The following is a 21,762-nucleotide window of genomic DNA, read 5'->3' as shown; positions in this document are numbered from 1 at the left end:
AGGGCTCAATCGCGCAATCGCCAGCCCGTCCGGAAAATCAGGGCGATGACGCCCAGGCACAGCAGGGTGAACCCGGCGATGGCCAGCAGGCTGAGGCCCACCGGCACATCCGCCGTCCCGAAAAAGGCCCAGCGGAAGCCCGAGATCAGGTAGACCACCGGGTTGAACAGCGTGATCGTCTGCCAGACGGGGGGGAGCATCGAGATCGAGTAGAAGGACCCTCCGAGGAAGACCAGCGGCGTGATGACGAGAAGCGGCACCAGTTGCAATTGCTCGAAGTTGCCCGCCCAGATCCCGAGGATGAACCCCAGCAGCGCGAAGCTGGTGCAGGTCAGCACGAGGAAGGCCACCATGGCCATCGGATGCAGGATCTGGATATCGACGAAGAGGAAGGCCGTCATCAGGATGACGCTGCCGATGAACAGCGCCTTGGTCGCCGCCGCGCCGACATAGCCCAGCGTGATCTCGAAGAAGTTCACCGGCGCCGAGAGATGCTCGAAGATCGTGCCGATGAATTTGGGGAAATAGATGCCGAAACTGGCGTTGGTCGTGGCCTGCGTCATGACCGACAGCATCACCAGCCCCGGCACGATGAAGGCACCGTAGCTGACGCCCTCGACCTGGTCGATGCGGCTGCCGATGGCCGCGCCGAAGACCACGAAGTAAAGCGAGGTCGAGACCACCGGCGAGACGATGGACTGCCACAGCGTGCGGAAGAACCGGCTCATCTCGAAGATGTAGATGGCCTTGATGGCGTGCAGGTTCATGCGTCCTCCTTCACGAGGCTGACGAAGATTTCCTCGAGCGAGCTTTGCCGGGTCTGCAGGTCGGTCATGTGCAGCCCCGCATCGCGGATTTCGTTGAGCAGGCCGGTGATGCCGGTCTTGTCGGAGTGGCTGTCGTAGGAATAGACGAGGCGCCCGTTGTCGACGCTCAGCGGCAGATGCGCCAGCGCCGCGGGCACTTCGGTGACGGGGTCGGCCAGCTCGATCTGGATCGTCTTGCGCCCCATGCGGCGCATCAGCGCGTCCTTTTCCTCGACCAGCAGGATCTGACCCTTGTTGATGACGCCGATGCGGTCGGCCATGGCCTCGGCTTCCTCGATGTAATGGGTCGTCAGGATGATGGTCACACCCTGCTGCTTGAGGCCGCGGACAAGCTCCCACATGTCGCGGCGCAATTCCACGTCGACCCCGGCCGTGGGCTCGTCAAGGAACAGCACGCGCGGCTCGTGGGCCAGCGCCTTGGCGATCAGGACCCGCCGCTTCATGCCGCCCGACAGCTGCATGAGCTTGTTGTCCCGCTTTTCCCAGAGCGAGAGGCTGCGCAGCACTTCCTCTACCCTGGCATCATCGCGCGGCTTGCCGAAGAGCCCGCGCGAGAACTGCACCGTCTTCACGACCTTTTCGAAGGATTCGACATGGGTTTCCTGCGGCACCAGCCCGACCATGGCGCGGGCGTTGCGATAATCGCGCAGGATGTCGTGGCCACCCACGGTGACGGTGCCCGAGGTCGGCTGCGTGATCCCGCAGATCGTCGAGATCAGCGTCGTTTTTCCCGCCCCGTTGGGGCCGAGCAGGGCGATGATCTCGCCCTCGCGAATGGTCAGGTCGACACCTGCAAGGGCCTCGAACCCGTTGTCGTAGCTTTTCCTGAGGTCCTGAACTTGAACGATATCGGTCATCACTGCTCCCTTTGTCGTGAACAGTAGCCCGCCCTGCGCGTAAGGAAAAGCGAGACGGGGGCCTGCGCAGATGCACGGACGCCCTTGCCGCTGTCCGGCAGATTCGGGCCTGTCACCCGCCCGCCATCCGCGCTAGATACCGGCGCGAGCGAGCCTTGGGATACCCGCACCGATGGACAGGCATTTCATTTCCGGCGTGGCGCTCCTGGTGGCGGCGATCTGCCTGCTGCCAATCGGCGGCGTGGTCGCCGCCGCGCTGCTGGGCAACCTCGACACCCTGCGCCACCTCGCCGAGACCGTGCTGTGGCGCTATACTTGGACAACACTGGTGCTGGTCGCGCTGGTGGGGTCGGGCAGCATCGTGCTGGGCGCGGTAACGGCCTGGCTGGTGGTCACGACCGAGTTCCGCGGCCGCCGCTGGCTGGAAGTGGCACTTGTGGTGCCGCTGGCCTTTCCGGCCTATGTGCTGGCCTATGCCTACACGCATATCCTGGACCATCCCGGCATCGTGCAGACCCTGTTGCGTGACGTGACGGGCTGGGGCCCGCGCGCCTACTGGTTCCCCGAGGTGCGCTCGGTCGGCGGGGCGGCCATGATGCTGACGCTGGTGCTCTATCCTTACGTCTACCTGCTGGCCCGCGCGGCGTTCCGGCTGCAGGCCCGGGCGCCCTATTACGCCGCGCGCTCGCTGGGGGCCTCCGGCACCGGGGCCTTCTTCCGCGTGGCCCTGCCCATGGCCCGCCCGGCCATCGCCGCCGGCGCGCTGCTGGTCGTCATGGAAACCATCGCCGATTTCGGCACCGTGGCGCATTTCGGGGTGCAGACCTTTGCCACCGGCATCTACACCAGCTGGTTTTCCCTCGCCGACCGGGCGGCGGCGGCGCAGTTGGCCATCGGGCTGTTGGCCTTCGCCTTGCTGCTGGCCGTGCTGGAGCAGAAGAACCGCGGCGCGGCCTCCTACGCCCTCAAGGGGCGGCAGGCCCCGTTTTCGCGCACGCCGCTGTCAGGGGGCCGGGCGTTGGCGGCGCAGGCGGTTTGCGGCTTTCCGGTGCTGCTGGGGGTCGTTGTGCCCACCATCGCCCTGTTTGCCATGGGGCTGCGCTCGGAGCAGGACATCTTCAGCCCGCGCTACCTGGAGTTCCTGCACAACACCCTCAAACTGGCGAGTGTCGCGGCCATCGTCACGGTCTCGGCCGCGGTCGTCATCGGCACCTTCCGGCGGGTTCACCCCAACCGCGTCTCGACGGCCGCGCTCTACGTCGGACGGCTGGGATACGCGGTGCCCGGCGGGGTGATCGCGGTCGGCCTTCTGGTGCCCTTCGCGGGGTTCGACAACTGGCTGGACGCCCGGATGGAGGCCTGGTTCGACGTCTCCACCGGGCTGCTGATCACCGGGTCGATCTGGCTGATGGTCGCGGCCTACATGATCCGGTTCCTCGCCGCGGCCATCGGTGCCTACGACAGCGGGCTGGCCACGGTCACGCCCAATGTCGACGCCGCCGCCCGGGTGCTGGGGCGCAGCGCCACCGGCACGGTGCGGTCGGTCCATCTGCCGATCTTGCGACCCAGCCTGCTGACCGCGCTGCTGATCGTCTTCGTGGACACGGTGAAGGAACTGCCCGCCACGCTGATCCTGCGGCCCTTCGACCACGACACGCTGGCGGTGCAGGCTTTCCGGCTGGCCTCGGACGAACGGCTGACCGGCGCCGCGGTGCCCAGCCTGATCATCGCCGGGCTGGGCCTGATCCCGGTGATCCTGCTCTGCGCGCAGGTCGCCGAATGGCGCCGCACCAGCGTCGCTGCCACCTGACAAACCCTCCGATCGACGGACTGCCACCGCGCGTCGCCGCCTGCGTGGTGGCTATTGCCGATCATTTTAGTCGGAAATCCTTGACAGCCGCGTCACATGCGGTATCCGATAAAAACAGTCAACCAAACCGAGGAGACTCTGATGACTTCGATTCGCAGCCGCCTGCTGACGACCGCCCTGGCCGCTACGATGGCGGTGCCGGCCTTTGCCCAGGGCGAGCTCAACCTCTACTCGTCGCGCCACTACGACACCGACGAACGGCTCTACTCCGACTTCACCGAGATGACGGGCATCACCATCAACCGCATCGAGGGCAATGCCGACGAGTTGATCGCCCGCATGGAGGCCGAGGGCGACAACAGCCCCGCCGACGTCTTCCTGACCGTCGATACCTCGCGGCTCGAACGCGCCAAAGACGCGGGCCTGTTCCAGACCGTCGAGTCCGAGGTCCTCGAAGCGCGCGTGCCCGCCTACGCGCAGGATGACGAGAACCAGTGGTTCGGCTTCTCGCAGCGCTCGCGCATCATCTTTTATGACGAGAACGACGTGGACACCCCGCCGGCGACCTACCAGGACCTCGCCGATCCGGCCTACGAGAATCAGGTCTGCATCCGCTCCTCCTCGAACGTCTACAACCAGACGCTCACCGGGGCGCTGATCGCGCATCTCGGCGAAGAGGCCACGCTGGACTGGGCCGAGGCCGTCGTCTCCAACTTTGCCCGCGACCCGCAGGGCGGCGATACCGACCAGTTGCGCGGCATCGTTTCGGGCGAGTGCGACATCGCCGTGGCGAACACTTATTACTTCGCCCGCGCGATCCGCAAGGATGTGGACGGCCTGTCCGACAGCCGCGACATGATCGGCTGGGTCTTTCCCAATCAGGACAGCACCGGCGCGCATATGAACCTGTCGGGCGGCGGCGTCGCGGCCAATGCGCCGAACCCCGACAACGCCGTGCGCTTCCTTGAATACCTCGCCTCCGACCAGGCGCAGGAATACTTCTCGGCGGGCAACGACGAATACCCGGCCGTGCCCGGCGTCGCGCTCAGCCCGTCGGTGGCCGAACTGGGCTTCTTCAAGCCCGACGACCTGGATGCCGCGGTCATCGCCGACAACATCCCCGCGGCGCAGATGCTGCTCAACGAGGCCGGCTGGGAGTGATCCCGTCACGGCGCGGGCATGGCCACGCGACCACCCGGCCGACAGGCAAAGGCGCAAGGGAAACCTTGCGCCTTTCGGCGTGCCAGGCTTGCCGCGCGCGAACCGCGCCTGGCGGGTCTGACCGCGATCGACATTGCCGGCGTCTCCTCCCGGCAGTGGGGCGGGGTCACGCCCGGTCCCGGTGGTCAACCTGCGAGGAGACAGGCGGCCCCTCGTCAGCCGCCACCACCTCTGCCCGGCGGCAGTCGTCTTTGCCCTCACGCCCGTCAGGGCTGTCATTCTCTGGCTCTGACAATGGATTTGTCCGAAGCCCCGAAACCGCCCGGCTGTCCTCATTCCAAAGTGACGGCTTCAAAACCGGAAATCGACGCCTCAAAGCCCTGTAAATCGCATGACTCGTTGATGGGGCGGCATAGATTTGGTGCCCTATTATCCATTACCCAAGCTGGTTATGGATACGGGGCCGGAATCGGACGTTCTCCGACGGTTGATCCGGTGCCTTGTATGCTACGCCCTTCGCGGCTGGAGTTGGGGCGACTTCATATGTGGCACCACCGCTTGGATGGGCCCGCTACTTTGGCGGCTTCGGAAAATCGGCAACGATGGCCCAACCGGCCAGTATTGACGCCCCGATCAGGAATTCGGCGACAAGAGACCCTGTAGAGGGCCCGACAACGAAGACCATGCTCGCGAACCATGTGATTGGAACCACCAGGCGCTTGATGGCCCATGTGATCCACCTCCGCCCATGCATCACGGACGGCTCACCCGGAAGCGTCGCCCCTCTTGGGCGCAGATGAGCTGGATCGCATTGCGGCCGGTATATGCGGCCGGTGGCATGCCGCCACCGGGAGCGACCCAGTGCCCGGCCATCCAGAAGTTCTCGATCTCCTTGAAATGCGTCGGAAGTTTCACCTGTGCGGCCGCAGGTGTCGGCAGCCAGCCCTCGTAAGCGCCCCGGTGATTGCCCGTGTAGCGCTCGAACGTCAGCGGGGTCGCGAGGTCGCTGAAGACAACCGAGCCCGCAAGGCCGGGATAGAGATGGTCGAGCGCCGCGATGATCTGCTCGGCAACCCGGCCGCGTTCGGCATCATAGCGTTCGGCGCCGCCGCGTCGCAGCTCTTTCCACCAGTCATAGTCACTTTCGAGCATCGCCGTGAGCAACGTGCCGCTCTCTGGCGAGACGGTCTTGTCGAAAGTGTAGATCTGCACGGTGGCGCGTGTGTGGCGCGTCGGTCCCATGTCCAATGGCGGATGAAGGGCAATGTTATGCCCCATCATGCTCGACGGGATGTCCCCGAACTCATGGGTGACCCCGCCCGAGAAATAGCAAAGGGGCGGGAACCGGTCCAGCGCATCGAGCTCGCTCGGGCGAAGCGATGGCTGATCGGCAAGGAGCCTGGAGAAGACGGTCTCGGCGTCGCAGGCCGCGATCACGTGCCGCGCCTCGATCCTTTGGCCATCCTCGAGCATGACACCGCAGGCGCGTCCAGCGTCGGTGATCACGGATGCCACGCGCGCTCCGGTGACAAGGGTCGTGCCCGATTGCTCCGCACGCGCGACAAGGCGATCGATGAAGGGGCCGGAGCCGCCCAACGGGTAAGCAGCTGTTCCCTTGGCCGCAAAGCCCATCTGCATCAGGAAAAACTGCATCGACATGTCCGCATGCCAGAAATGCTCCAGCATGCCGCGCAAGGCCGGGTGCTGGAGGCGCTGCGCAAAGTCCCTCAGCGACACCGTGCTGAACCTGCGATGCGCCATGATCATCGGCATGTTGCGCGCGAATATCCCGATCCAGTCGGCTAGGGACAAAAGCTCGAAGGCACGATCCATCGGCATGTCCATGTCCCGAAAGACGCGAATCGCGGCGCAAAGTTCGGCGATCAGGGCGGCATCTGGCGGCGAGATTTCTGAAAGATGCGCCTCGAGCCGGTCGGGATCGCGCCAAAGGTGCAGCGTCACGCCGCAGAGGTCATGATAGACGCCAAATCTTGCATGGGTCAGGTGCGGATGGTCGTCAAGCACGCCAAGCTCCATCCACATATCATGCAGATCGCTCCCGGGGGCGGACCCGGCGAGCCAGTGGATGGACCCGTTTACAAGGTATCCGTGCCTTTGCCATGACGCACAAACACCGCCCGGACGATCCGCCATTTCGAATACGGTCGCGTCAAATCCGTTCATCCGTGCGTAGGCCGCCGCAGAAAGACCGGCTATTCCACCGCCCACAATGACGATATCGGTTTGTGCGCGACGCATGAGACACCAAAGCGACCGCTACCCGCCGACCATGACAATCTCATAGAAGTCGATCGCTCGCAACGAAAACGGGCGCGGTTGACTGCCGGTCGAGATGGCGGAGCGGAAGGGATTCGAACCCTCGAGACGGTTTCCCGCCTACACACTTTCCAGGCGTGCGCCTTCGACCACTCGGCCACCGCTCCGCTGGCGGGGATACTCAAAAACGCGGGGGCGATGCAAGAGCCCGGGGAAAACTAATCGCGGCGCCGGGGGGCTGTCAGTTGCACAGGTGCAGGTGGACGCGACGGTTCTGCCGGCCCTTCTTCTCGATCTTGCCGAGGCGCACCGGGCCGATCCGGCCGGTATGCGCCACATGGGTGCCGCCGCAGGGTTGCAGGTCGGCGGTGATCTCCCCTGCCCCGATACGCACCAGCCGGATTGTCCCGGCCCCGCGGGGCGGCGCCACCGACAGGGTCTTGACGAGGTCAGGTTGCGCGTCGAGCTGGGCCTCGGTGATCCATTCCTCGGTAACGGGAAAGTCGCGGGCGATCAGGTCGTTGAGCGTTGTTTGCAGCGCCTCCCGGTCGCCGGGCGCATCGGGCATGTCGAAATCCAGCCGCCCCTTGTCGGCGGTGATCGCCCCGCCGGTCACGGGCAGCGGGATGACCACCGACAACAGGTGCAGCGCCGTGTGCACGCGCATGTGACGGTGGCGGCGGTCCCAGTCGAGCGTCTGGTTCAGCACCGCCCCCGGGGGCGGCAGGGCGGCCGGTTCGGCCGGGACCAGGATGATGTCGTCTCCGTTTCCCTTGACGGTCGTGGCGATCTCGATCTCGCCACCCTGCCAGCGCAGAACCCCGCTGTCGCCGGGCTGGCCGCCACCGGCCGGGTAGAAGACCGTGCGGTCGAGCACGATGCCCCCCTCTTCGGTCAGGGCGGTCACCCGGGCCTCGGCGGTGCGCAGATACGGATCGGCGCGAAAGAGGGCATTGGTCATCCGGCCTCTCCGGCATCGGGGTCGACGTCCGGGGCAAGGGGCGGCTCGGCGGCGCGCGCCACCCCGGCGGGCGGTCCATCGGAGGCCTGCGACACGGCCGCGCCATGCAGCGTGTCGGGGTTGCGCAGCCAGAGGTCGCGCTGCGGGAAGGGGATCTCGATCCCCTCTTCGGCGAAGCGCCGGGCGATCTGGTGGTTCATGTCGGACTTCACGAAAAGCACCCAGTTCACGTCGCGCAGGATGGCGCGGATCTCGAATTGCAGGCTGTTGTCGCCGAAGCCCTGGAACAGCACCGCCGGGGCCGGATTGGCCGTGACCAACGGGTGCGCGCGGGCAACCTCCAGCAGGATCTCCTCCACGCGTCGGGGATCGGTGCCATAGGCCACGCCCACGGTCACGATGACGCGGCCCACACTGTTGCCACGGGTCCAGTTGGTGACCTGCCCGCTGACAAGATCGGCGTTGGGGATGATGACATCGGTGCGGTCGAAGGTCTCGATCCGGGTGGAGCGGACCGAGATATCGCGCACGTAGCCCATTTCGGTGCCGACCTGGATCCAGTCGCCCTCGCTTATGGGCCGTTCGATCAGCAGGATGATCCCCGAGACGAAGTTCGAGACGATGTTCTGCAACCCGAACCCGATCCCGACCGAGAGCGCCCCGGCGACGATGGCCAGACCCGACAGGTCGATCCCGGCGGTGGTGATGGCCACGATGGCGGCCAGCACGATCCCGACGTAGCCGGTGCCGGCGACGATGGCATTGCGCCCGCCGATGTCGAGCTTGGTCCGCGGCAGGATCGAGGAGCGCAGCGCCCCCTGCAGCAGCCGGGTCAGGGTATAGGCCGCGGCGAAGACCAGCGCGAAGGTCAAAAAATCGGTGGGCGAGATGCGGGTCTCGCCCAGCGCGAAGCCCTCCTGCGCGCGGGCCAGAAGTTCGGTCAGGTCGGTGCGCCGCGCGCCCCAGACCAGCGCCAGAACCGGCAAGGACAACAGCGTCAGCGCGAAGCCGATCAGAACCGGGATCAGCGCATCTTGCGCGCCGTCCTCGATGCCCGACAACAGGGTGTAGAGGTCCACCGACAGCCGTTGCAGGATCACCAGCAGCCCCAGCACGAAGAGCGAGATCGCCGCCGGAACCACCAGCAGTTCCAGCGCCGCGACGTACCCCAGCAGCCCGGCCAGCACCCCCAGCCCGGCCAGCGCCGTGAGCGCCCGCGCCAGCAAGCGCCGCGCCACCAGGCGGAAGCTGTGCGGGGTCGTGTCCTCTGTGGCGTCGGCGTCGTCGGGGTCGGTCTCCGCCTCGGCCGCGGGCGCGACATTGGTGGTGCGCAGGATGCGCGCAAGCCGCCAGAGCACCGCCGCCAACGCCAGTCCGCAGGCAAAGGTGACCACGCCGCGCGGCACGGCATCGAAGCCGGTCGCGTCCATGAAGGCGCTCAGCACAAGGGTCAGCGCCAGGACGTAGCCCATGGCCACGATAAGCCGGGCGCCGGGGCTGCGCAGGTCCTCGTCCACCTCTAGCGCCGGGGCTGTCCCCGCGACTGTCGGGAAGAGCAGCATCCGCGACATCCAGTGCCCCAGGATCGGCATCAGTGCGGCCAGCGGCAGGCTGTCGAGCACCAGCGCGCCACGACGGCCCACGAGGTCCAGCATCTCGATCGCGCGCACCAGCGCGAGGATACCAAGGAACGGCAGCACCACCGCCCCCAGCGAGAGCAGGAAGCGCCAGACACCCCGGCCGCGCTTCGACCGGGTGGTGACCCGCCCCTGCAGGCGCCCCGCCCAATGCGGCCCCCGGGTCAGCAGAACGATCCCGGCCAGCAGGTAGAGCCCGGAAAACGGCAGCGCCTCCAGCGCCGCGCGGCGCCGTATCTCGTTGCCCCACTCGGTCAGGGTTTCGGCGCGGATCAGGCGAAAGCCGTCCACCATCGCCGTCACCGTCCGGGGCCAGCCCAGCGGGTTGACCGGGGACTGCACCCGTTCGCGCAGGGTGTCGGCCTGGCGGTCGCGGATAATGGCGTCGATCTCGGCGATCAGACCGTCGGCGCGTTCATGCGCCTCCTGCGCCAGAAGGCCCGGCGCGCGCAGCCGTTGCAGCCGGTCGGACAGCGTGGCGCGGCGGTCGGTCACGCGCGGGTCCTCGTCCTCGACGGGCTCGCCGAGGGCGGCGATCTGCTCGCGCAGGGTCGCGATGCGGTCGCTGTTGCGGCTCTGGCGCGCCAGGAACCGGTCGCGCCATGTCGCAAGCTGACCGCGCAGGTCGTCGAGCACCTGGGTCGAGACCCGCCCGGCCGCCAGGGCCTCCTCGACGCGGGTGGCAAGATCGTCCCAGTCTCCGAGGTCCTCGAAGACCGGCGGCAGGGCTTCGGCGCGCTGGTCCAGCTCGGCCTCCGACAGGCCGGCCGCCGGGTCGGCCGGTGGCGCGTCGGCCTGCGCCTGGTCGCTGTCCGACGGATCGGGCACCAGCGAGCCGACCTGCGCGGTGGCCGCACCAGCCCCCGCCAGCAGCGCGACGACGCTCAACAGGCGCAAAAGAGCGGTCATTGATCCTCGAAGACGCCGGGGATCGAGCGCGGCGCGGCGCTCAGAAACGCGGGCAGCGGCAGGCCCTTTTCACGCAGGAAATCGGGATTGAACAGTTTCGACTGATAGCGCGTGCCGTAATCGCACAGGATCGTCACGATGGTATGGCCCGGCCCCATCTCGCGCGCCATGCGCATGGCCCCGGCGACATTGATCCCCGAGGACCCGCCCAGGCATAGCCCCTCGTGTTCCAGCAGGTCGAAGACGATGGGCAGCGCTTCGGCATCGGGGATGTTGTAGGCCATGTCGGGGCTGAAGCCCTCGAGGTTGGCGGTGACGCGCCCCTGCCCGATCCCCTCGGAGATCGAGCCGCCCTCGGCCCTGTGTTCGCCGGTGGTGTAATAGTTGTAAAGCGTCGCCCCGTCCGGGTCGGCCAGGCCGATCTTGACGCCGCGGGGCTGCAGGGCCTGCGCCACCCCGGCGATGGTCCCGCCCGAACCGACGGCGCAGATGAAACCGTCGACCTTGCCGTCTGTCTGGTCCCAGACCTCGGGGCCGGTGGTCTCGACATGGGCGCGGCGGTTGGCGACGTTGTCGAACTGGTTGGCCCAGATCGCGCCCTCGGGCGTCGTCCGGGCCAGCTCCTCGGCGAGGCGGCCGGAATAGCGGACGTAGTTGTTGGGGTTGCGGTAGGGGGCGGCCGGCACCTGCACCAGTTCGGCCCCGGCCAGGCGCAGCATCTCCTTCTTTTCCTGGCTCTGCGTCTCGGGGATGACGATCACAGTCTTGAATCCCATCGAGGCGCCGACCAGCGCCAGCCCGATGCCGGTGTTGCCGGCCGTGCCCTCGACGATGGTGCCGCCCGGTTTCAACAGGCCCTTTTCCATCGCGTCGCGGATGATGAAAAGGGCCGCACGGTCCTTGACCGACTGGCCCGGGTTCATGAACTCCGCCTTGCCCAGGATGGTACAGCCTGTTTCCTCGGAGGCGCGGCGCAGCTTGATGAGGGGCGTGTTCCCGATGGCGTCGGCAAGGTCTTGGCGGATGGTCATGGCGGACCCTTCTCTGGCTGGGTCTTCAGGTGTATGTCCCGCACCGGCCAACATCAAGCCGATGCGCGCAACCTGTCCCGGTTTCGCGCCAGCCAGTGCCCGGCCAGTTCCAGCGGCACCAGGCGGAAACCGCCCGCGACAAGCCGTGCGTCGAAATCGGCCCAGTCCATGAGATGCGAGCGGATGTCCTCGTCCTCGTCGGCCTTGCCGCCCGGCCCGGGCAGATCGTCGGGCAAGTCGGCAATGCCGACGAAGATGTGGAAATGCTCGGTGGTGGTGCCGGGGCTGGCATAGCTCGCGGTGATACACTCCAGCGCGCGAAAGGCCACACCGGCCTCCTCGGCGGCCTCTCGCCGGGCGGCCTCCTCTGCGGTTTCGCCGGGGTCGATACGGCCCGCCACGGGCTCGCTGATCCAGGGCGAGGGGTCGCCGCGCCGGTAGGGGCCGACGCGGAACTGATCGACCAGAAGCACCCGGTCGCGCCGCGGGTCGTAAGGCAGCACGAGGGCGGCATCCCCGGCACACCAGACCGCGCGTTCCACCGGCGTGCTCATCTGCCCGTCGAAGCGGCGGAACTGCAGGTCCAGTTCCTCGGCGGCGAAGAAATTGATGTAGGGGCGGCGCAGGTCCAGCAGCGTGACCGCCTCGCGCGGCGGTCCGCCCGCGGGCGGGGTCGCGGCGCCGCGCAGGCGGCTGTCGGCCCGGGCCAGCATCTGCGCGTGGCGCTTGCCCATGACCGGCGCGGGAACCCGGCCGTGCAGCGCCATGGCCTCGGCGGCGGCCTCGCAGGTGCGCGCGCCGTGGTCGGCGATCCAGGTGCCCAGCGACCAGTCCTCGGGCGCGGCCTGCCACAGGCCGGGGGCGGGCAGATAGGCCAGCGCCGCGACCGGGCGCTCGGTGGCGTTGATCACCTCGATCTTGGCAGGATGATAGCCGAAAGCGGCCTCGTAATAATCCAACCGCGCGCGGGCGCGTGGCGACAGATCGGCGACCAGCGCGCCGTAGGCCGCCGCACCCCCGGCCACCATTACCGGGAAATCCTGCCCCGCCACCCGCGCCACCCGGTGCCGGGGCAGCCGGGCGGGCTGGAACGTGGCTGCCTCGCCCGCGACCGCCTCGAATAGCGGGTGGTGCAGGAGCGTGCCGAACAGGAAAACGGGCCGGGTCCCATCGGCGGGTGTCTCGGCCATCAACTGTACCGCCGCCCGATGAACTCGGTCCCCAGTCCGGCCACCACGCCCCCGATCGCCAGCGTGCCCAGGATCAGCGGTGTCGCCATGAGCTGGCCATGCTCCAGCATCAGCTCGAAGATGGCCACGACGGCCTCGACCGGGGTATCGTAGAACTTGCGCAGGCTGTTCTCGATCATCACCACCAGCGAGTTGGTAAAGAGCGCCACGAGCACCAGCGCCACGGTGGTCGTCACGCCGGTGCCAAAGGCATCGACATAGCCGTCCCCGGCGCGCGGCCCGGCCAGGCGCCAGCCGCAGAGGACGCCGATCACGGTGTTCACCACGACGAAGTAGCCAAGGTCGGTGCCCTCGGGGAACCGCGGCACGATCAGGCCCGAGACATACCACGCGAGCGCTCCGAACAGGATCGCCCCGGTAAGCCGCGCGGCTGTCGGCATGGCCTTGCTCCCCTCGTGCGGGCGGCCCGGGCCGATGTCAGGCCCCGCGGGTCACCGTGATCTGCGTCACGTCACAGATTCCACTGCGGAAGGTCCCGGCGCAAGAGGTAAGATAGAAGTTCCACATCCGCCGGAAGCGATCGTCAAAGCCAAGCGCGGCGACCTCGTCCCACTTTGCGTTGAACGTCTCGTACCAGCGCCGCAGCGTGTCCGAGTAGCTCTGGCCGAACTCGACCGAGCGGACGACACTGAGACCCGCACGCTCGATCTCGGCGCGCAGCACCTTGGGGGCGGGCAGCATGCCGCCGGGAAAGATGTATTTCTGGATGAAGTCGACGCCGCGGCGGTAGGCCTCGAACCGCTTGTCCTGAAGCAGGATCACCTGCAGCGTCGCCTGCCCGCCGGGCTTGAGGCAGTTGCGCAGCGTCTCGAAATAGGCCGGCCAATAGCGTTCGCCGACGGCCTCGAACATCTCGATGCTGGCGATACCGTCGTAGGTGCCGCGCTCGTCGCGATAATCCTGCAGCTTGAACTCGACCCGGTCCGACAGGCCGGCCTTGGCAATCCGGTCGCGGGCGTAATTGAGCTGCTCTTCGCTGATGGTCAGCCCGGTGACCTTGAGGCCGCGGTGGCGCGCGGCGTATTCGGCAAAGCCGCCCCAGCCGCAGCCGATCTCGAGGACATGATCGCCGGGCTGCGCGCCCATCTGATCGACCATCGAGGCATATTTCCGGGTCTGCGCGCGGTCGAGGCTTTCCTGTCCGGTCTCGAACAGAGCCGAGGAATAGGTCATCGTGTCGTCCAGCCAGAGCCCGTAGAAATCGTTGCCCAGGTCATAGTGATAAGAGATGTTCCTGCGCGCCTGCCGCTTGGAATTGGACTGCAGCCAGAAGCGCAGCTTCTCGTAGGCGCGCACAAGCCCCTGGCCCGGGAAGCCGTCGTAGACATCATCGGCCTCGTCGTGGACCAGGTCCATGAAGGCCATGAGGTCCGGCGTGGACCAGTCGCCGTCCATGTAGGCCTCGCTGAAGCCGAGATCTCCCTCGCGGATCAGCCGGGCGAAGACCTCGGGGTCGTGGACCTCCAGCTGCGCGACATAGCCCGGGTCGCGCCCCTCGACGCGGAACTGCCGCCCATCGGGCAGCGTGATATCCAACCGCCCGCGCGGCAGCGCCTTGAGCTTGTCGAAAACGGGGTTGAAATAGCGGGGCAGATCGCGCTGGCCCTCGGTGGTGGTCAGGATCATCTGGTCGGTTCCGTTCTTGGCCTGTTTCAGGCTATTACGTGCCGGCGCGGCAATTGGTTTCGCCGTCCTGTTAGCGGGTCGCAATCGGGCTGTCACGGGCGCTCAGAAGTCGCGGTTGCGGTAGGCCTCTAGCGCGCGCTCGCGCCCCGCTTTCAGGTCCACGATGGGGGCGGGATAGGCCTGCGACGGCGACAGCCCCCAGGACCGGGGGACCGCGTCGAAATAGGCCAGCGCGGTGGCGCTGGGCCTGGCGACGCCCTCGGCGATCCAGCGGTGGCGGTAGTGACCGCCCCGGTCGAACTTTTCCAGCTGGGTGGCCGGGTTGAAGACCCGGAAATAGGGCGTGGCATCGGGGCCCGACCCGGCGGCCCATTGCCAGCCCATGGCGTTGCTGGCCGGGTCCCAGTCGATCAGGCAATCCTCGAACCAGCGCTGGCCGATGCGCCAGTGGCTCAGCAGGTGCTTGGTCAGGTAGGAGGCGACGATCATCCGCGCGCGGTTGTGCATGGTGCCGGTGACATACATTTCGCGCATGGCGGCATCGACGAAGGGCTCGCCCGTGCGGCCCTGTTTCCAGCGTGTTACCGCCTCGGTCTCGTCGGTGTTCCAGGGAAAGGCGTCCCATTCGGGGCGCCAGTTTTCGCGGGTGATGCGCGGTGTGTGATAGACGAGGTGATAGGCGAAGTCGCGCCAGACGACCTCTTGAAGGAAGGTCTCTGCGCCCGGTTTGCCCGCGGCCATGGCGCGTTGGCCGGCGTGCCAGAGCGCGACCGGGGAAATCTCGCCGTAAGTCAGGTTTTCCGACAGCCGCGAGGTGCCGTCACCGGCGGGAAAATCGCGCGCCGTGTCGTAGTCGGCGACGGGGCCGTCGATGAAGGCCGCCAGACGGTCCCGCGCGGCCGCCTCGCCCACGGTGACATGATCGGCGACCACGGCCGCGCCGCGGTCCATCGCGGCCCCCAGGCGCCAGTCGTCCAGACGGTCCGAGGCCGGCCAGGTGTCAGGCGCGGGGATGCGGCCGGGGGCGGGCTGCGGCGCGGCCACGTCACGGTCGCGCACCGCCTTCCAGAACGGGGTGTAGACCTTGTAGAACCCGCCCGTCCCGGTCTGGGTCGTCCAGGGTTCGAACAGGATATGGCCGGGAAAGGAGCGCGCCTCGATGCCGTCATCCTTGAGGGCAGATTTGACGGCGCTGTCGCGGGCGATGCTGTCGGGGTCATAGGCGCGGGTCCACCAAACGGCGCCGGCCCCGGTCTCGGCGATCAGGGCGCGCAGGGCCTCCAGCGCCCGGCCCCGCCGCAGGATCAGCCGCGTGCCGCACGCCTCCAGCGCCTCGGCAAGGGCAGCCACAGACAGCCCCAGCCGCCATTTCGGCGCGGCCCCGAGGGCCGCGACCGCCTCATCGTGCAGAAAGACCGGGATCACCGGACGGCCCGAGGCGACAGCCTCGGACAGCGCCGGATGATCGGACAGGCGCAGGTCGCGCCGGAACCAGAGCAGGATCGGGCTGGTGGTCATTCGCGTGTCCCTCGCTTTCGCCGGCCAATCAAATAGCCCGGCCCCCGCAGGATCAAGGCGCCTAACGAAAACGGGCCGCCCCGGTTGGGACGGCCCGCCTTGGATGGTCATGCGACCGGCGTCAGGCGTTACGCTTTTCGCTCATCAGCCCGCGCAGGATCGAGTAGCAGATGATCAGAAGGATGATCGTGAAGGGCAACCCGGTGGAAATCACCATGGCCTGCAAGGCCCCCAGACCCCCGCCGACAAGCAGCGCGATCGCGACCAGCCCCTCGAAGGTGCACCAGAAGATGCGCTGGGGCACCGGCGCGTCGACCTTGCCGCCCGCGGTGATCGTGTCGATCACGAGGCTGCCGGAGTCCGAGCTGGTCACGAAGAAGACGATGACCAGCACGATGCCGATGGTCGAGGTGATGGCCGCCAGCGGCAGGCCTTCGAGCATGGCAAACAGCGACAGCGGCGGGTTGTAGCTGTCGATCACCTGGGCCTTGACGGCGCTGGCGTCGGGGCTGGCGATGACGTCGTTGATCGCGGCGCCGCCGAAGACGGCCATCCAGAAGACGCAGACGATGCTCGGGATCACCAGCACGCAGGTGATGAATTCGCGCACGGTCCGGCCCCGGCTGACGCGGGCGATGAACATCCCCACGAAGGGCGACCAGCTGATCCACCAGGCCCAGTAGAAGGCCGTCCAGCCCTGCCGGTATCCGTCATCCTCGCGCCCGAAGGGCGTCGACAGCGGGATGATCTCCTGGAAGTAGGCGCCAAGGCCGGTCACGAATTCGGCCAGGATCGACACCGCGCCGGCGGTGAAGAGCACGAACAGAAGCAGCAGGAAGGCGATCGACATGTTGATCTCGGACAGGACCTTGACGCCCCCGTCCAGACCCCGGACGACCGACACCAGCGCCACCGCCGTGATCGCGGCGATCAGGATGACCTGCACTGTCGTGGTGTTGGGAATGCCGTAGACGTATTCCAGCCCCGCGTTGGCCTGCTGCGCGCCGAAGCCCAGCGAGGTCGCCAGACCGAAGAGCGTCGCAAAGACCGCCAGGGTGTCGATGATGTGGCCGGTCCAGCCCCAGACGCGATCGCCGAAGATCGGGTAGAAGGCCGAGCGGATCGTCAGCGGCAGGCCCTTGTTGTAGCTGAACAGCGCCAGCGACAGGGCCACGATCGCGTAGATCGCCCAGGGGTGCAGCGCCCAGTGATACGAGGTCGCGGCCAGCGCCATGCGCCGGGCCTCGGCCACGTTTTCCTGGATCAGCGCGCCGTCCTCGGTGAAGGGCCTGACAACGCCCAGCGGCTCGTCACCCCATGGCGTGCCGAAGTAGTAGGCCGGCTCCAGCACGCCAAAGAACATCAGACCGATGCCCATGCCGGCCGCGAAAAGCATCGCGAACCAGCCGGCATAGCTGTAATCGGGGCGTGCTTCGGTGCCACCCAGACGCACGCCGCCCCAGGGCGACACGATCAGGAATAGGCTGAAGAGCACGAAGAGGTTGGCCGCCGACAGGAAGAACCAGTCGAAGGTCGAGGTCAGATAGGCGCGCATGCCGAGGTCGCAAAAGGCGCCGGGCTCGCAGCCCTCGACGGCACTCGCATCAACTCCGTTGAAAAGTGCGTTGGCATGGCCCGGCGCCAGCAGCGCATAGGCCACGAAGGCGATCACGGTCAGCCCCGAGATCACGAAGACGGGGTTGTGAATATCGAGCCCGAAGGGCCCGATCTTGGTTTCGATATTGTCCTGACCGATCTTGTAGTCGGTCTCGATGATATCCGAGTGCCCCTCGGGCGTCGGTATCCCTTGAATGTCCGTTTCATCCGACATCTATGGATTCCCTGCAGTTGTTTATCAGATTGATTGTTCGTGCGGATCGACAGCACCGTCAGGCGGGGCGCACCAGGAACACGCTGACCTGCGAGTGCCGGGCCAGTTCGCCGCCGTGCCCCGGCAGGAACATGTCGGCCATGTTTGGAAGATGCGTCGCCATGACCACGAGATCGGCCCCCAGCGCCTTGCGCGTCTCGATCAGCTTGTCGTCGAGATCGGCGGCCGGGTCGTGGCTGACGACCGCGTGCGACTCGGCCTGATGCCCGTGAAGCTCGGACTGCGCCGCGGCCAGCTTGGCCAGCTTGTCGGCGTATTCCTCGGGGGTGCGGGCGACGGACCCCGGCGTGGCCGCGGTGACACCGACGTAAGTCACCTTGGCCCCGTAATGCTTGGCCTGATCGGCGGCCACTGTCATCGCCCGGTCCAGCTTGTCGGCATGGGCCAGGTCGACAGGCATCATGATATGTTTGAACATGTTCCCTCCTGTCCGGTCGGTCCGGGGGCGCGCAAGTGCCGCGCGGGGCCGGTCCGACTCTTTTCTCAAGGGGGCCGGACAGCCCTGCGGCCACCCTTCCCTGAGGCAAACCGTAACAGCCGTTTGAAACGGATGACAAGCGATTGAGGCACTCGGAGGCGCGAAAACGACGTCGGCCCGTTCAGGAGCGACTGCCGGGGCTGCCTGTCCCGCGCCCGGCGAAATCCCTCTTGCAGGTCTCGGGCGGGCCCTTGGTGGCGGTATATCCGGTCGCCCCGCAGGTGTCGCAGCGGTATTCGCGCAGCCGTCCGCGCGCCGCGCCGGTGGCCAGCCAGACGCATTTCGGCCGTTCCGGGCCGGCCTCGGCCTGCGCGCGCCGGTGCGACCACCACAAAAAGGCGATCACCGCGACGAGGATGGCAAGCATCAGCGCCATGCCACCGCGCCTCTCACGCCGTCTCGGGCATCATGAACAGGTCGGTCGGGCCGGGGTCCTGCCCGGCCGCGGTCAGCATCGCGTGCACCTGCCCGCGGTGATGGGTCTGGTGGTTGAACATGTGCATGACGCAGAGCGCGACGGGCCGGCGCGCCTCGGCCTGCATCGCGCCCGAATACCAGGTCAGATCGCCCACGAGGTCGATGGCGTCCAGCGCCAGCGCCCATTCGCGAATGCGCCCGTCGGCCAGGAACCGCCGCCGCGCCCACTCCCGCACATCGGGCGTAAGGCCCGGGCTGTCGACCAGCGCGACTCCGGGGCCGTCGCCGCCGTCGAGCCGCGCCATCCACACCAGGTCGGCCCAGAGCAGGTGATTGAGCGTGCCGAGGATCGAGCCGAAGAAGGCCCTGCGGTCCTCGGTCAGCTCCGCTTGGGGCATCGCCTCGACCACCTCGGTGACGGCCTTGTTCTGCCACCGGTTGTAGCGTGCCATGGTGCGGCAATAGTCGGGCGTGATCATCATCGGACGGGACCTCTCGCCGGGGCAGACGCGGCCCCGCGGCGGAAATCTGGCAGAGCGATGCGGCCCCGGCAAGCCCTGGCCCAAACCCTGGCCGCGGCGCCCGCCTTCGGCCCTTGCGGGGCACCCCGCGCCTGAGTAGCGTCGCGTAAACTGAATCACGGGGAGACCGGAATGACCATAAAGACGTATCTCTGCGCGGCCTCCGCCGCGGCCATCGCCACCGCCGCCTCGGCCCAGGACCCCGACCTCCTTGTCTTCGACTGGTCGGGCTACGAGGAAGAGGGCTTCTACCAGCAATATATCGACACCTACGGCGCCGCCCCCGATTTCGCGTTCTTCGGCGAAGAGGAAGAGGCCTTCCAGAAGCTGCGCTCGGGCTTTCGCGCCGATGTCTCGCGGCCCTGCCCGCACTCGGTGCAGAAATGGCGCGATGCCGGTCTGATCGAGCCCTGGGACATCAGCCAGATCCCCACCTATGACACCGTGGCGGCCGAATTCCGCAACGACCCCGTCTTCACCGACGGCGACGACGTCTACTTCATTCCGGCCGACAAGGGTGCAACGGCCCTGCTCTACAACACCGAGGAAGTCAGCGCCGCGGACGCCGAGAGCCTGCAGATCTTCACCGATCCCGCCTATGCCGGGCGCACCTCGCTGCCCGACAACGTCGACGACAGTTTCGCGCTCGCCTACCTCGCCACCGGTACCACGGACTGGACGCAGGCCACGCAGGAAGATTTCGAGCGCGCCGCCGAGTGGCTGCGCGACGCGCATGAAAACGCCCGCACCTACTGGACCGACGGCGCCGAGCTCAACCAGCTGATGGCCACGGGCGAGGTCACCGTGGCCTGGTCCTGGAACGAAAGCTTTGTCGGCCTGGCCGACGAGGGCCACCCGGTCGCCTTCAACCGCGAGGCCGAGGAGGGCTCCTCGCAGTGGTTCTGCGGCTTCGTGAACCTTGTCGACGGCCCCGGATCCGAGGCGCAGGCGCATGACTTCGTCGAGGCCTGGCTGCAGCCCTCCTCGGCCGAATACATGGTCAACGCCTGGGGCTACGCCCATGCCAACACCGAAGCCATGGCCAACTTCGACGCAGAGACGCTGGCCTCCGTCGGCATGGGCCAGCCCGATGCGCCGGTTCTGGCCCAGCGGCCGCTGGACATCGAGCTGCGCGAGCAGATGATCGAGACCTTCGAGCGCATCAAGGCCGGATTCTGAGGGCCTGACCCGACCGGCGACAGGGGGCGGCCCGCCGCGGCCGCCCCTTTTCTGTTTGATCCCGACCGCGCGCGGTCCCGGCCCAGGAGACCCGAGATGGCCCTGATCGACATCCTCATCGCCCTGCTGACCATCGGCTTCGGCGGCGTCGGCTTTCTCGCCCCGCGCTACACGGCCGATACCCTGGACCTCGCCCCGACCGGCAGCACCATGGGCCTGAGCGAGCTGCGCGCCGGCTCGGGCGGGCTCTTCGTGGCGCTAGGGTTGTGGTGCCTTGTCGCCGGGGCGCCGGCCTATTTCGCCCTCGGCATCGCCTACCTCGGTGCCGGGGCGGGGCGTGCGCTGTCGATCCTGCGCGACCGCCCGCCGGTGAAAAAGGCGCTGATCTTTCTGGCCTTCGAGTGGCCCCCGGCGGCCTGGCTGCTCTGGGCGCACTGGCCCGGACCCTCTTGAACTCAGCGACCGCAGGCCGCATATTAGAGAAGTCCTTCGGGACTATGGACATAAACGCGCCCGTAATAAGCGGATCGGACCCGGGGGCGGTACCCGGCGGCTCCACCAGACACCTTCGTTGGGGGATCATGGGGCCGAAACAGGATCGACGAACGTCTAAAGGGGTTAGCTTTGTCCCGGTGAGATACCACCGTTATCGGTTCGCCAAAGCATAATTGCCAACGACAATCGTGCTCCGGTCGCCGTTGCCGCCTAAGCGGTAACGAGACCGAAACTTCAAGCCCAGCCCTCTAGCAAGGTCTGGCGGGGTTCGCAGGCACCTGGCAACAGAAGCCTGCATTTTCCCTCGACCCAGCTTCACAAGCCTATTCTGCCTTTGGCGGGGCGGGGCTGTGACGTGTCCGCCCACGCCGCTCACAGCGGCAGCGCCACCGTCGACTTGAGTTCCTCCATGCTCAGCAGCGCGGTGACGTTGTGCACCCGCACCTCGGCGATCAGGGCCTGGTAGAAGGCATCGTAGGCCCGCGCGTTCCGCACCCGCACCTTCAGGATATAGTCGATATCGCCGGCCAGGCGGTGGGCCTCCTGCACCTCGGGGCGGTCGCGCAGGGCCTGAAGGAACCGCGCCTGCCAGTCGGCCTCGTGCTCGCTGGTGCGGATCAGCACGAAGAAGCAGGCCTCGAAGCCCAGCGCCTCGGCATCGAGCAGCACGGTCTGCCGACCGATCACCCCGGCCTCGCGCATCTTGCGAATCCGGTTCCAGACCGGCGTCTTGGATGACCCCACCTGCCGGGCGATCTCGTCGAGCGACTGGCTCGCGTCGTGCTGCAGCTGCTCGAGGATTTTCCGATCGAGCGCGTCCATGCGGACCGACATTTCGCCACCTTCCCCTGTCGTGAACGGGCATTCGTCTTCTCGGCACGAATGGAACATGCGTCCCTATTTGGCAAGCCCTGTTC

At 67.2% G+C, this 21,762-nt stretch carries 19 protein-coding genes, 1 tRNA gene and 1 other RNA gene; 5 read left to right on the top strand and 16 right to left on the bottom strand.

All coding sequences use genetic code 11. The annotated features are described in order from the left end of the window. Window positions 1-5 precede the first annotated feature (5 nt). Window positions 6-767 carry an ABC transporter permease gene (locus BU124_RS09105; protein ID WP_084862910.1) on the bottom strand — a complete coding sequence of 254 codons (762 nt, stop codon included), beginning with the start codon at window positions 765-767 and terminating at the stop codon, window positions 6-8. Further along, window positions 764-1,684, bottom strand: a complete 921-nt coding sequence (locus BU124_RS09100; RefSeq protein WP_084862908.1) for an ABC transporter ATP-binding protein — start codon at window positions 1,682-1,684, stop codon at window positions 764-766. Before BU124_RS09100 ends, BU124_RS09105 begins: the two co-directional genes overlap by 4 nt. Before the next feature lie 172 nt (window positions 1,685-1,856). Between BU124_RS09100 and BU124_RS09095 the strand changes: the two genes are divergently transcribed. Together BU124_RS09095 and BU124_RS09090 are read left to right on the top strand one after the other, a co-directional pair. Continuing rightward, window positions 1,857-3,494: an ABC transporter permease gene (locus BU124_RS09095; protein WP_084862907.1), complete on the top strand. Its 1,638-nt coding sequence runs from the start codon at window positions 1,857-1,859 to the stop codon at window positions 3,492-3,494. A 141-nt stretch (window positions 3,495-3,635) separates the two neighbouring features. Further along, window positions 3,636-4,655, top strand: coding sequence for an extracellular solute-binding protein (locus BU124_RS09090; RefSeq protein WP_084862905.1), 1,020 nt, complete (start codon window positions 3,636-3,638; stop codon window positions 4,653-4,655). A 753-nt stretch (window positions 4,656-5,408) separates the two neighbouring features. On the opposite strand, the gene BU124_RS09085 is transcribed toward BU124_RS09090, so the two are convergent. From BU124_RS09085 to BU124_RS09025, 13 genes are all read right to left on the bottom strand, one after another. Then, the gene (locus BU124_RS09085; RefSeq protein WP_084862903.1) at window positions 5,409-6,914 is read right to left on the bottom strand and encodes a phytoene desaturase family protein; all 1,506 of its coding nucleotides are present in this window, start codon (window positions 6,912-6,914) and stop codon (window positions 5,409-5,411) included. Between the two features lie 95 nt (window positions 6,915-7,009). Then, window positions 7,010-7,099, bottom strand: a tRNA-Ser gene (locus tag BU124_RS09080). A 74-nt stretch (window positions 7,100-7,173) separates the two neighbouring features. Beyond that, entirely contained in the window at window positions 7,174-7,893 is a 720-nt protein-coding gene (locus BU124_RS09075) for an alanyl-tRNA editing protein (RefSeq protein WP_084862901.1), read from the bottom strand. Next, on the bottom strand, window positions 7,890-10,439 hold the full coding sequence (locus BU124_RS09070) for a DUF3772 domain-containing protein (RefSeq protein ID WP_084862899.1): 2,550 nt from the start codon (window positions 10,437-10,439) through the stop codon (window positions 7,890-7,892). Before BU124_RS09070 ends, BU124_RS09075 begins: the two co-directional genes overlap by 4 nt. Then, the gene (locus tag BU124_RS09065) at window positions 10,436-11,470 is read right to left on the bottom strand and encodes a cysteine synthase A (protein ID WP_084862897.1); all 1,035 of its coding nucleotides are present in this window, start codon (window positions 11,468-11,470) and stop codon (window positions 10,436-10,438) included. The genes BU124_RS09070 and BU124_RS09065 overlap by 4 nt, the downstream gene beginning before the upstream one ends. Window positions 11,471-11,523: 53 nt before the next feature. Continuing rightward, the gene (locus tag BU124_RS09060; RefSeq protein ID WP_084862895.1) at window positions 11,524-12,660 is read right to left on the bottom strand and encodes an NUDIX domain-containing protein; all 1,137 of its coding nucleotides are present in this window, start codon (window positions 12,658-12,660) and stop codon (window positions 11,524-11,526) included. Then, on the bottom strand, window positions 12,660-13,100 hold the full coding sequence (locus tag BU124_RS09055) for a TrgA family protein (RefSeq protein ID WP_084862893.1): 441 nt from the start codon (window positions 13,098-13,100) through the stop codon (window positions 12,660-12,662). The genes BU124_RS09060 and BU124_RS09055 overlap by 1 nt, the downstream gene beginning before the upstream one ends. Window positions 13,101-13,137: 37 nt before the next feature. Beyond that, window positions 13,138-14,346 carry an SAM-dependent methyltransferase gene (locus BU124_RS09050; RefSeq protein ID WP_084862891.1) on the bottom strand — a complete coding sequence of 403 codons (1,209 nt, stop codon included), beginning with the start codon at window positions 14,344-14,346 and terminating at the stop codon, window positions 13,138-13,140. Between the two features lie 102 nt (window positions 14,347-14,448). After that, window positions 14,449-15,864 (bottom strand): cryptochrome/photolyase family protein, encoded by a 1,416-nt coding sequence (locus BU124_RS09045; RefSeq protein WP_084862889.1) that lies wholly within the window; start codon window positions 15,862-15,864, stop codon window positions 14,449-14,451. 121 nt (window positions 15,865-15,985) lie between these two features. Continuing rightward, window positions 15,986-17,695, bottom strand: coding sequence for a BCCT family transporter (locus BU124_RS09040; RefSeq protein ID WP_084862887.1), 1,710 nt, complete (start codon window positions 17,693-17,695; stop codon window positions 15,986-15,988). 58 nt (window positions 17,696-17,753) lie between these two features. Further along, window positions 17,754-18,173 carry a universal stress protein gene (locus BU124_RS09035; protein ID WP_084862885.1) on the bottom strand — a complete coding sequence of 140 codons (420 nt, stop codon included), beginning with the start codon at window positions 18,171-18,173 and terminating at the stop codon, window positions 17,754-17,756. Between the two features lie 181 nt (window positions 18,174-18,354). Beyond that, window positions 18,355-18,609, bottom strand: coding sequence for a hypothetical protein (locus BU124_RS09030; protein WP_084862883.1), 255 nt, complete (start codon window positions 18,607-18,609; stop codon window positions 18,355-18,357). Window positions 18,610-18,622: 13 nt separating this feature from the next. Continuing rightward, window positions 18,623-19,132 carry a DinB family protein gene (locus tag BU124_RS09025; protein ID WP_342743734.1) on the bottom strand — a complete coding sequence of 170 codons (510 nt, stop codon included), beginning with the start codon at window positions 19,130-19,132 and terminating at the stop codon, window positions 18,623-18,625. Between the two features lie 171 nt (window positions 19,133-19,303). Between BU124_RS09025 and BU124_RS09020 the strand changes: the two genes are divergently transcribed. The 3 genes from BU124_RS09020 (at window position 19,304) to ssrA (ending at window position 21,144) form a co-directional block, all read left to right on the top strand. Further along, on the top strand, window positions 19,304-20,350 hold the full coding sequence (locus tag BU124_RS09020) for an extracellular solute-binding protein (RefSeq protein ID WP_084862880.1): 1,047 nt from the start codon (window positions 19,304-19,306) through the stop codon (window positions 20,348-20,350). Between the two features lie 96 nt (window positions 20,351-20,446). Beyond that, window positions 20,447-20,803 (top strand): DUF4345 family protein, encoded by a 357-nt coding sequence (locus tag BU124_RS09015; RefSeq protein WP_179141891.1) that lies wholly within the window; start codon window positions 20,447-20,449, stop codon window positions 20,801-20,803. Next, window positions 20,796-21,144, top strand: a transfer-messenger RNA (tmRNA) gene (gene ssrA / locus BU124_RS09010). The genes BU124_RS09015 and ssrA overlap by 8 nt, the downstream gene beginning before the upstream one ends. 73 nt (window positions 21,145-21,217) lie before the next feature. On the opposite strand, the gene BU124_RS09005 is transcribed toward ssrA, so the two are convergent. Further along, complete coding sequence (locus BU124_RS09005) at window positions 21,218-21,679, bottom strand: Lrp/AsnC family transcriptional regulator (protein WP_084862878.1); 462 nt, start codon at window positions 21,677-21,679, stop codon at window positions 21,218-21,220. Between the last annotated feature and the right edge of the window lie 83 nt (window positions 21,680-21,762).

Origin of the sequence: Salibaculum halophilum (assembly GCF_002094885.1) — a bacterium.
Taxonomy (GTDB): domain Bacteria; phylum Pseudomonadota; class Alphaproteobacteria; order Rhodobacterales; family Rhodobacteraceae; genus Salibaculum; species Salibaculum halophilum.
This window is presented reverse-complemented; position numbering and strand designations above follow the sequence as displayed.

Bases quoted from the DNA above. Each gene is read 5' to 3' on its own strand.
- BU124_RS09105 (WP_084862910.1), bottom strand. From the start codon at position 767: ATGAACCTGCACGCCATCAAGGCCATCTACATCTTCGAGATGAGCCGG.
- BU124_RS09100 (WP_084862908.1), bottom strand. From the start codon at position 1,684: ATGACCGATATCGTTCAAGTTCAGGACCTCAGGAAAAGCTACGACAAC.
- BU124_RS09095 (WP_084862907.1), top strand. From the start codon at position 1,857: ATGGACAGGCATTTCATTTCCGGCGTGGCGCTCCTGGTGGCGGCGATC.
- BU124_RS09090 (WP_084862905.1), top strand. From the start codon at position 3,636: ATGACTTCGATTCGCAGCCGCCTGCTGACGACCGCCCTGGCCGCTACG.
- BU124_RS09085 (WP_084862903.1), bottom strand. From the start codon at position 6,914: ATGCGTCGCGCACAAACCGATATCGTCATTGTGGGCGGTGGAATAGCC.
- BU124_RS09075 (WP_084862901.1), bottom strand. From the start codon at position 7,893: ATGACCAATGCCCTCTTTCGCGCCGATCCGTATCTGCGCACCGCCGAG.
- BU124_RS09070 (WP_084862899.1), bottom strand. From the start codon at position 10,439: ATGACCGCTCTTTTGCGCCTGTTGAGCGTCGTCGCGCTGCTGGCGGGG.
- BU124_RS09065 (WP_084862897.1), bottom strand. From the start codon at position 11,470: ATGACCATCCGCCAAGACCTTGCCGACGCCATCGGGAACACGCCCCTC.
- BU124_RS09060 (WP_084862895.1), bottom strand. From the start codon at position 12,660: ATGGCCGAGACACCCGCCGATGGGACCCGGCCCGTTTTCCTGTTCGGC.
- BU124_RS09055 (WP_084862893.1), bottom strand. From the start codon at position 13,100: ATGCCGACAGCCGCGCGGCTTACCGGGGCGATCCTGTTCGGAGCGCTC.
- BU124_RS09050 (WP_084862891.1), bottom strand. From the start codon at position 14,346: ATGATCCTGACCACCACCGAGGGCCAGCGCGATCTGCCCCGCTATTTC.
- BU124_RS09045 (WP_084862889.1), bottom strand. From the start codon at position 15,864: ATGACCACCAGCCCGATCCTGCTCTGGTTCCGGCGCGACCTGCGCCTG.
- BU124_RS09040 (WP_084862887.1), bottom strand. From the start codon at position 17,695: ATGTCGGATGAAACGGACATTCAAGGGATACCGACGCCCGAGGGGCAC.
- BU124_RS09035 (WP_084862885.1), bottom strand. From the start codon at position 18,173: ATGTTCAAACATATCATGATGCCTGTCGACCTGGCCCATGCCGACAAG.
- BU124_RS09030 (WP_084862883.1), bottom strand. From the start codon at position 18,609: ATGGCGCTGATGCTTGCCATCCTCGTCGCGGTGATCGCCTTTTTGTGG.
- BU124_RS09025 (WP_342743734.1), bottom strand. From the start codon at position 19,132: ATGATGATCACGCCCGACTATTGCCGCACCATGGCACGCTACAACCGG.
- BU124_RS09020 (WP_084862880.1), top strand. From the start codon at position 19,304: ATGACCATAAAGACGTATCTCTGCGCGGCCTCCGCCGCGGCCATCGCC.
- BU124_RS09015 (WP_179141891.1), top strand. From the start codon at position 20,447: ATGGCCCTGATCGACATCCTCATCGCCCTGCTGACCATCGGCTTCGGC.
- BU124_RS09005 (WP_084862878.1), bottom strand. From the start codon at position 21,679: ATGTCGGTCCGCATGGACGCGCTCGATCGGAAAATCCTCGAGCAGCTG.